Below are 9,327 nucleotides of genomic sequence, written 5' to 3'. Positions count from 1 at the left end.
GCGAGGTGCCGAGTGGTGGGGCATGTACGGGACAACCACATGGGTTACAAAAAAGTGCATTCACATAGGTGACACTTTGATTGAAACATAGCCGTTCTTTGCATCCCTAGCATTGACGTGACCTAGTATCACCGGACCGAAGATCACATTCCATACCCCGTCCTTGATCAGCTCCATTCCAATGTTCTGATGCCTGAGCAGGTTACCCACGTATATCCGCAGACCAGCTCGATTAATGATGCCGCTACCATCTGCCAGGTAACACTCAACATGGCTCGCATACACCATTTCCGGTAGCTTCTCCGGATAAGACCGAGTTGAGGGTGTGTAGCAGGAGGCCGGGGTTTTCTGACCGAGTGCCTCGTGTCCCCGCTCATAATTGTAGTGCTGCATAAATCGGTCAAAGTGTTTTTGCTGAGCCTCCCAAGCAATTGCCGGCGGTTGGGGAAAGGTGCTTTTCAGTGTCCGGTGCATGCGTTCATGACGCCCATTTTGGTCTGGCCGACCGGGCTCAATTCGCTCAGGGATAATCCCAAGGCGTAACCACCAGATTGACAATTGCGACAGCCCCGCACGCCCTGTACTCGCAAACGGCACGCCGTTATCGGTGCGGATGCGCTCAGGCATTCCATACTCACGAAAAACGCGCTCGAAGGTTTGCTGGGTCTCCTTGAGATTGGTATTGGCCATGCTCTCGCAGGCAAGCAGGAAGCGACTGGCATGATCCATGATCGTCAGCGGATAGCACCAAACGCCCGCTCCGGTAAGAAATTGGCCCTTGTAATCAGCGCTGAAGAGCTGATTAGGCGTTTCTGCCTTACGCAAAGGCTTGGGATAGACCGCGACACGCTGACGCGACGATCGAGGCGTGATCAAGTCCGCGGCCTTAAGGATGTTGTAAATCGTCGTTTTCGACGGTGGATCCTGCCCAGGAAAACGTTTCATCAGATCGTTCTGGATCTTTTTAGGACCTGGGATCGTTTCACCGGCCGAACGAAGCTCAATAATCGCCTGCCTCACAACCACCGGCACCACATAGGTTTGGTTGTGCCGGCGGCGACTACGTTCGTCGAGCCCACTGGGTCCCTCCAGTTGGTAGCGCTCGACCCATTTGTAACCAGTCTTGCGGCTGATCTGATAGTCCTGGCACAGCTGGCTAAAGCTGTGCTTTTCAGACAAATACTCGGCGATGAACATCACTTTGAGGTCCATAGGTTTCAGCTCTCTCCAGGGCATGGTCAGATCCTCGCGAAATCGACCCTGCCAGTTAAAAACTGTTACCTATGTGCGTGAACTGATTTGTAACCCATGTGGGTGAGTCATACCGGCAAGAGCGTTTTGCTTACTTTTGCGCTTTTCAAAAGTGAGCCGCTGTAAAAGCGGAACCGTTAGCAGTCGTTACCGCAGAAACGGATATGTACTCGGTCCAATCCAACATCCTGGTCGGCCCAGAGGCCGCCATCGGGGGCAAGCCCCCTCCCACATTGGATCTATGTGAACCCGATCAAGTGTGGGAGGGGGCTTGCCCCCGATGGCGGTCTACAGGCCTACACCGCCTCCCGATAAGGATTGCGCGGGTCCTGGGTCCAGTTCAAAAACGGCTTGCCCGTGTCGATCGGCACCATCTCGATGCAGTCGGCCACCGGGCAGGTGATCTGGCACAGATTGCAGCCCACGCACTCGTCATCAATCACCTCATATTGATGCGTACCATCGGCCTGCTTCAAACTGGCGATGGCCTGGTGCGAAGTGTCCTCGCAGGCGATATGGCAACGCCCGCAGCCAATGCACGCTTGCTGGTCAATCTTCGCAATCACCTGGTAGTTGATATCCAGGTATTTCCAATCGGTGGTATTGCCCACCGCGCGCCCGGAAAACTCCTGCAAGCTGGTGTAACCCTGGCTGTCCATCCACCGCGACAAGCCATCCTTCATTTCTTCCACGATGCGAAACCCATGCAGCATCGCCGCCGTGCATACCTGCACCGCGCCGCAGCCCAGGGCGACGAATTCCGCCGCGTCACGCCAGTTACCGATGCCGCCGATACCGCAGATCGGCAGGCCCTGGGTCTGCGGGTCGCGGGCGATTTCGGCGACCATGTTCAAGGCAATCGGTTTGACCGCCGAGCCGCAATAGCCGCCATGGGTGCTTTGCGTGCCGACCACCGGCAGGGCGACCATGCGTTCGAGGTCGACGCTGGTGATGGAGTTGATGGTGTTGATCAGCGACACCGCATCGGCGCCGCCACGATACGCCGCGCGCGCGGCCACGCGGATGTCGGTGATGTTGGGCGTGAGCTTGACGATCACCGGCAGTGAGCAATAGGTCTTGCACCAGCGCGTCACCTGTTCCACATACTCCGGCACCTGGCCGACCGCCGCGCCCATGCCGCGTTCGGGCATGCCATGGGGGCAGCCGAAATTCAGCTCGATGCCGTCGCAACCGGTGGCTTCTACCAGCGGCAGGATGTTTTTCCAGGATTGCTCGACACAAGGCACCATCAGCGACACGATCAGCGCGCGGTCCGGCCAGTCCTTTTTGACCTGGGTGATTTCGCGCAGGTTGATCTCCAGGGAACGGTCGGTGATCAGCTCGATATTATTGATACCCAGCACTTCGCGATTGGCCCCGTAGTGGGCCGAATAGCGCGACGACACGTTGACCGCCGCCGGGTCTTCACCCAGGGTTTTCCACACCACGCCGCCCCAGCCGGCCTCGAACGCGCGCACCACGTTGTAGGCTTTGTCGGTGGGGGGAGCAGAGGCCAGCCAGAACGGGTTGGGGGCTTTGATACCGGCGAATACAATCGACAGATCGGCCATTACGCGGCCTCCACATTGAGCATGAGTTGGGCATGGATGGCCTCGGCGGCCAGCTTGCCGTGTTGCACCGCCTGCACGGTGAGGTCCTGGCCGAGGCTGACGCAATCACCGCCGGCATAGACCCCGGGAATGCTGGTGCGCAGGTGTTCGTCGACAAAGATGCGTTCGCCTACGCGATGCAGCTGCCGGGCCAGTGGGTCGTGCAGCGCTGCGTTGTCAAAGCCTTGGCCGATGGCCTTGAAGATCGCGTCGGCGGCCAGTTCGAACGTTTCGCCGGTGGGCTGCAGGCGACCGTTCTCCATGTGTGTGCGGGCAAAGCGCATGCCGCGGACTCGGCCCTCGTCGTCAAGCAAGACCTCTTCGGGCTGGGCCCAGGTCAACAGGCGTACCTGATTGGCCTTGGCAATGTCCTGTTCATGCTGGGTCGCGCCCATGTCGGCGACACCACGGCGGTACACGAGGTTGACGTCGCGGGCGCCGAGGCGCGCCATTTGCACGGCCATGTCGATGGCGGTGTTGCCGGCGCCAAGCACGATGCAGCGGTCGGCCAACGGCAGTTGAGTGAGGTCGTCGGCTTGGCGCAGTTCGCGGATGTAGTCGGTGGCGGCGAGCAGGCCGGGGGCGTCCTCGTGGGGCAGGCCCAGGTGTTTGCTGGCCGCCAGGCCGAGGCCGAGGAACACCGCATCAAATTGCGTGTGCAGCTCGCTCAAGGTGAGGTTGTCGCCCAGGCGCTGGCCGTGACGCAGCTCGATGCCGCCGATTTGCAGGAGGAAATCCAATTCCTTCTGGGCGAAGTCGTCCACCAGCTTGTACTTGGCGATGCCGTATTCATTCAGGCCGCCGGCTTTTTCCCGGGCTTCGAAGATCACCACATCATGTCCCTGCAAGGCGGACCGGTGGGCGCAGGCCAGACCGGCAGGCCCTGCGCCGACTACGGCGATACGTTTACCGGTGGGCGCGGCGCGTTGGAAAGGGTGTTCGCTGAAATGGGCGTTGTCCACCGCGTAGCGTTGCAGCAGGCCGATCAGCACCGGGGCGCATTCTTCGGCGTTATTGCGCACGCAGGCTTGCTGGCAGAGGATCTCCGTGGGGCAGACGCGCGCGCAACTGCCGCCCAGGATGTTGGCCGAGAGGATTTTCTGCGCGGCGCCTTGCACGTTTTCGGTGTGGATATGGCGGATGAACGAGGGGATATCAATGTCGCTGGGGCACGCGTTCACGCACGGTGCGTCGTAGCAATACAGACAGCGCGAGGCTTCCAGTCGGGCCTGGCGGGCGTTGAGGGGCGGCGCCAGATCGGTGAACTGACTGGCGAGGGTGGCCCCGTCTTCGCGGGGGTGGGGGAGGTGGGTCAGTGTCTGGATCACGGTAGTGGCCTCACGGTTTTTTTGGATTGCCTCTAAGTGGGCATTTTTGTTGCCTTGGACGATCGTTCCCACGCTCGGCGTGGGAATGCCTCGTTGGACGCTCTGCGTCCGCTCTTGGGACGCGGAGCGTCCCTGGCTGCATTCCCACGCAGAGCGTGGGAACGATCAACGATCAATGTGGGAGGGGGCTTGCCCCCGATGGCGGTTTCAGCGGTTCACAGCCACTGGCTTGGACAGCGCTGCCCGCTTGCTCAGCTGTTCAAACACCGACGGATACGCCGGCCGTTCCACATACCGCCCGGCACCCCGCTCGGCGCGCAGGTCGCCATCGGCCCAGACCAGTTTGCCCTGGCTGATGGTGTGGCTCGGCACGCCGCGCACGGTCTTGCCTTCGAAGATGTTGAAGTCGACTTGCTGATGATGGGTCTTGGCGGAAATCGTGCGCGTGCCCTGCGGGTCCCACAGCACCAGGTCGGCATCGGCGCCCACGCGGATCGCGCCTTTGCGCGGGTAGAGGTTGAAGATCTTCGCGGTGTTGGTGGACGTCAGTGCGACGAATTCCTGCATCGACAGGCGCCCGGTGTTGACGCCCTCGTGCCACAGCAGCGCCATGCGGTCTTCGATGCCGGCGGTGCCGTTGGGGATCTTGCTGAAGTCGTCACGCCCGACGGCCTTTTGTTCGGCGCAGAAGCAGCAGTGGTCGGTGGCGGTGGTGTGCAGGTTGCCCGATTGCAGACCGCGCCAGAGTGCCTCCTGATGCCCGCGCGGACGGAACGGCGGGCTCATCACGTAGCCGGCGGCGGTCTGCCAGTCGGGATGCTGATAGACGCTGTCGTCCAGCAACAAATGGCCGGCGAGCACTTCGCCGTAGACCGCCTGGCCCTTGCCCCGCGCATAGGTGATTTCGTCCAGTGCTTCCTGGGTGGAGACGTGCACCAGGTACAGCGGCGTGCCGAGGGTCTCGGCAATGCGGATCGCCCGGCTGGCCGCTTCGCCTTCCACCTGGGAAGGGCGCGACAGCGGATGCGCTTCCGGCCCGGTGATGCCCTGGGCCATCAATTTGCGTTGCAGGTGGTAGACCAGCTCGCCGTTTTCCGCATGGACCGTGGGCACCGCGCCCAGTTCGAGGCAGCGCTCGAAACTGGCCACCAGGGTGTCGTCCGCCGCCATGATCGCGTTCTTGTAGGCCATGAAATGCTTGAAGCTGTTGATGCCGTGGTGGCTGACCAGTTCGGCCATCTCCTCGCGTACCTGGTCGCTCCACCAGGTGATCGCCACATGAAAGCCGTAGTCGGACGCCGACTTCTCGGCCCAGCCGCGCCATTGGTGGAACGCCTCCATCAAGGACTGCTGCGGGTTGGGAATCACGAAGTCGATGATCGAGGTGGTCCCGCCCGCCAGGCCCGCCGCCGTGCCACTGAAAAAGTCTTCACTGGCCACAGTGCCCATGAACGGCAGTTGCATATGGGTATGGGGATCGATGCCGCCGGGCATCAAGTATTGGCCGCTGCCATCGAGTGTTGCAGCGCCGGCGGGAATATCCAGGTCCGTGCCGATCGCACGTATCAGACCGTCTGCGCAAAACACATCGGCGCGGTAACTTTCATCATGGGTAATAACGGTGGCGCCACGGATCAACAGCGACATGTCGAGTTCCTCACAGGCTTGACCGGCTTGTGCCAGTTCTAAGTGTTGTAATACCGTTCGCCGACGGCGGGTTAATTCCTGTCATCGGTGACAGGAATAGAAACTAGCCCGAGTTTTTCGATTGGGCAAGAATATTTTTATTCGTCTTTTGTGTGATTTAACTATTTGATTTGTATAGATAAAAATAAAAAATCACCAAAATGAAGCAACCAGTTACCATTTTGACGCACTTGACAGGTTGCTGATTTGAGCAACATTTCTTATTGCAAATCAGCCGCTTGAGAGACAGCGCTTGACGAGGCCGGTAAATAAAAATAATTGTGTTGCACCAGATTGAGTCCTGAAGGTTCGGATAACTTTCCTGTTGTGGCGCCTGAGTCGCACGGCAAGTTCCGAAGATGCCCTCGGGCAATCGGATAAAGCTGATAAACATCAGCCAGTTATATATGCAGTGTGGGTCGCGAAGCAGTTGTCGGCACGGTAATTGAGTGCAGTGGCGGCTGGCCGGGCCTGAGATGTCATGTTGTCTACGAGGTACTCCGGCCACCTGCCTTAACCGTGCAGGTGAGCAACAATAATTTTAAAAAAACCGTGGAGCGGCCATGCAACAGAACAGATCGCAAGTCACCGAACGCAACGGCCTGTACGAACTCGACGCCGGCCCCGACGTCCTCGACAGCCCGCGCTACAACCACGACATGGCACCGACCAAGGTGCACGAACGCACCTGGAACAAGTGGCATATCACCGCGCTGTGGGTCGGCATGTCGATCTGTGTGCCCACCTACACCCTGGGCGGTGTGCTCACCGCGTACTTCGGCTTGTCGGTGGGCGAAGCGCTGATGGCGATTTTGCTGGCCAACATTGTGGTTCTCATCCCACTGACGCTTAACGCATTTCCGGGTACGAAGTACGGCATTCCCTTTCCGGTGCTGTTGCGCTCATCGTTCGGCATCCTGGGCTCCAATGTGCCGTGCCTGATCCGTGCGCTGGTGGCGTGCGGCTGGTTTGGCATCCAGACGATGTTCGGCGGGCTGGCGATTCATCTGTTTCTCGGCTCGATTTTCGAGGGCTGGAAGTCCCTCGGCGGCACCGGCGAGGTGATCGGGTTCATGATTTTCTGGTGCCTGAATCTGTGGGTAGTGTTGCGTGGCGCCGAGTCGATCAAGCGCCTGGAAACCCTGTCGGCGCCGTTGCTGGTTGCCGTGGGCATTGGCTTGTTGGTGTGGGCGATGCCGAATGTGTCGATCAGTGAACTGATGGCGATCCCGCCCAAGCGTCCCGAAGGGGCGAGTCTCACCGGTTATTTCATGGCCGGCCTCACCGCAATGGTGGGATTCTGGGCCACGTTGTCGCTGAATATCCCTGACTTCAGCCGCTATGCCAAAAGCCAGAAGGACCAGATCCTCGGGCAGATTTTCGGCCTGCCGCTGACCATGTTCCTGTTCGCCGCCCTGGGCGTGATCATGACCGCCGCTTCGGTAAAACTGGTGGGCGTCAGCGTGTCCGACCCGGTCACCCTGATCGGGCATATCCAGAGCCCGGTGTGGGTCGCCGTCGCCATGGCGTTGATCATCATCGCCACCTTGTCGACCAACACGGCGGCGAACATCGTTTCGCCGACCAACGACTTTCAGAACATCGCGCCCAAGCTGATCAACCGCACCACGGCGGTGATTCTGACCGGTCTGGTGGGGTTGGCGCTGATGGCCCATGAGCTGCTGAAAAAACTCGGACTGATCGTGTCCGATGTCAGCCTGGAGACGGTGTATTCCAACTGGTTGCTCGGTTACTCCAGCCTGCTGGGACCGATCGCCGGGATCATGGTGGTGGACTACTTCATCACCCGCAGACAGCAGCTGGACCTGGCGGGACTCTACCGGGACGACGTGTACCCGGCCTGGAACTGGAGCGGGTTTATCGCATTCGGCGTACCGGTGGTGCTGACCTTGCTGTCCCTGGGCAGCGATGCGTTCAGCTGGTTCTACAGCTACGGCTGGTTTACCGGTTCGGCGTTGGGCGGGGTGCTGTATTACGCGCTGAACGCCAGACGCGCGATCACTCCAGTCGTAGCCAAATCATCTATGTGAACACGGTCAAAAATGTGGGAGGGGGCAAGCCCCTCCCACATTTTGACCAGTTTTCACTGTTGGAATCGTGTCAATTCAAGCCTGAGGAGATCCCCCCATGAACGCTGCCCTCGACGTTCTGCAATCGACCCATCAGCACATCAACCGCGACCGTTTGTGGCAGTCGCTGATGGACCTGGCCAAGCTCGGCGCCACCCCCAAGGGCGGGGTGTGCCGCCTGGCCCTCACCGACCTCGACCGCAAGGCCCGCGACCTGTTCGTGCAATGGTGCGAGGAGGCCGGTTGTACCGTGTCTGTCGACGGCATCGGCAATATTTTCGCCCGGCGTCCGGGGCGCAACCCCGACCTGCCGCCAGTGATGACCGGCAGCCATATCGACACCCAGCCCACCGGCGGCAAGTTCGACGGTTGCTTCGGCGTGTTGGCCGGTGTGGAAGTGCTGCGCACCCTCAACGACCTCAAGCTCGAAACCGAGGCGCCGCTGGAAGTGGTGGTGTGGACCAACGAAGAAGGCTCGCGCTTTCCACCGTGCATGATGGGCTCCGGGGTGTTCGCCGAGAAGTTCAGCCTGGCCGACACCCTGGCCAAGGTGGATGTGGACGGCATTTCGGTTGGCGATGCGCTGAACGCCATCGGCTATGCGGGCACGCGTGCCGAGAGCGGGCACAAAGTCGGTGCTTATTTCGAAGCGCATATCGAACAAGGGCCGATTCTCGAAGATGAGAAAAAAACCATCGGCGTGGTACTCGGAGCCCTCGGGCAGAAGTGGTTCGACCTGAAGTTGCGGGGCGTTGAAGCACACGCGGGGCCGACGCCGATGCACCTGCGCAAGGATGCTCTGGTAGGCGCGGCAGCGGTGGTGGCCGCCGTCAACGCCGCAGCACTGGAACACCAGCCGCATGCCTGCGGGACCGTGGGTTGCCTGCAGGCGTATCCCGGTTCGCGCAATGTGATTCCCGGCGAAGTGCGCATGACCCTGGATTTTCGTCACCTGGAGCCGGCACGCCTGGATTCGATGATTGCCCAGGTGCGCCAGGTGATCGATGCAACCTGCGACAAACATGGATTGAGCTTTGAACTGGAACCTACCGCCGACTTCCCGCCGCTGTTCTTCGACCAAGGCTGTGTAGACGCCGTGCGCGACGCGGCCAATGGCTTGGGGTTGTCGCACATGGACATTGTCAGCGGGGCAGGGCACGACGCGATTTTCGTCGCCGAGCTGGGCCCGGCGGGAATGATCTTTGTGCCGTGTGAGGGGGGTATCAGCCATAACGAAATCGAGAATGCCGCGCCGGATGATTTGGCGGCGGGGTGTGCGGTGTTGTTGAGGGCCATGGTGGCGGCTTCGGTAGCCATCGCCAGCGGCAAGCTTGCGGCTTGAAATGTGGGAGGGGGCTTGCT

At 60.3% G+C, this 9,327-nt stretch carries 6 protein-coding genes; 2 read left to right on the top strand and 4 right to left on the bottom strand.

Features of this window, described 5'->3' with window-relative positions:
• Window positions 1–60: 60 nt before the first annotated feature.
• From BFP93_RS06960 to hydA, 4 genes are all read right to left on the bottom strand, one after another.
• A complete protein-coding gene (locus tag BFP93_RS06960; protein ID WP_065891770.1) occupies window positions 61–1,236 on the bottom strand; it encodes an integrase core domain-containing protein in 1,176 nt (391 codons plus the stop codon).
• A gap of 311 nt (window positions 1,237–1,547) precedes the next feature.
• Window positions 1,548–2,822, bottom strand: coding sequence for an NAD-dependent dihydropyrimidine dehydrogenase subunit PreA (gene preA / locus BFP93_RS06955; protein ID WP_065892557.1), 1,275 nt, complete (start codon window positions 2,820–2,822; stop codon window positions 1,548–1,550).
• Complete coding sequence (locus BFP93_RS06950) at window positions 2,822–4,189, bottom strand: NAD(P)-dependent oxidoreductase (protein WP_065892556.1); 1,368 nt, start codon at window positions 4,187–4,189, stop codon at window positions 2,822–2,824. Before BFP93_RS06950 ends, preA begins: the two co-directional genes overlap by 1 nt.
• A 207-nt stretch (window positions 4,190–4,396) precedes the next feature.
• A complete protein-coding gene (gene hydA / locus BFP93_RS06945; protein WP_065892555.1) occupies window positions 4,397–5,836 on the bottom strand; it encodes a dihydropyrimidinase in 1,440 nt (479 codons plus the stop codon).
• 602 nt (window positions 5,837–6,438) lie between these two features.
• Between hydA and BFP93_RS06940 the strand changes: the two genes are divergently transcribed.
• Both BFP93_RS06940 and BFP93_RS06935 read left to right on the top strand, forming a co-directional pair.
• Window positions 6,439–7,926 carry an NCS1 family nucleobase:cation symporter-1 gene (locus BFP93_RS06940; RefSeq protein WP_065892554.1) on the top strand — a complete coding sequence of 496 codons (1,488 nt, stop codon included), beginning with the start codon at window positions 6,439–6,441 and terminating at the stop codon, window positions 7,924–7,926.
• A 97-nt stretch (window positions 7,927–8,023) separates the two neighbouring features.
• A complete protein-coding gene (locus BFP93_RS06935) occupies window positions 8,024–9,307 on the top strand; it encodes a Zn-dependent hydrolase (protein ID WP_065892553.1) in 1,284 nt (427 codons plus the stop codon).
• Window positions 9,308–9,327: the final 20 nt, after the last annotated feature.

Origin of the sequence: Pseudomonas sp. 44 R 15 (genome assembly GCF_900004965.1) — a bacterium.
Classification (GTDB): Bacteria; Pseudomonadota; Gammaproteobacteria; order Pseudomonadales; family Pseudomonadaceae; genus Aquipseudomonas; species Aquipseudomonas orientalis_A.
Note: the sequence above shows the minus strand (reverse complement) of the source record. Positions and strands in the feature narration are given on the sequence as shown.

Coding starts and splice junctions, on each gene's coding strand:
- BFP93_RS06960 (WP_065891770.1), bottom strand. CDS start 1,236: ATGCCCTGGAGAGAGCTGAAACCTATGGACCTCAAAGTGATGTTCATC.
- preA (WP_065892557.1), bottom strand. CDS start 2,822: ATGGCCGATCTGTCGATTGTATTCGCCGGTATCAAAGCCCCCAACCCG.
- hydA (WP_065892555.1), bottom strand. CDS start 5,836: ATGTCGCTGTTGATCCGTGGCGCCACCGTTATTACCCATGATGAAAGT.
- BFP93_RS06940 (WP_065892554.1), top strand. CDS start 6,439: ATGCAACAGAACAGATCGCAAGTCACCGAACGCAACGGCCTGTACGAA.
- BFP93_RS06935 (WP_065892553.1), top strand. CDS start 8,024: ATGAACGCTGCCCTCGACGTTCTGCAATCGACCCATCAGCACATCAAC.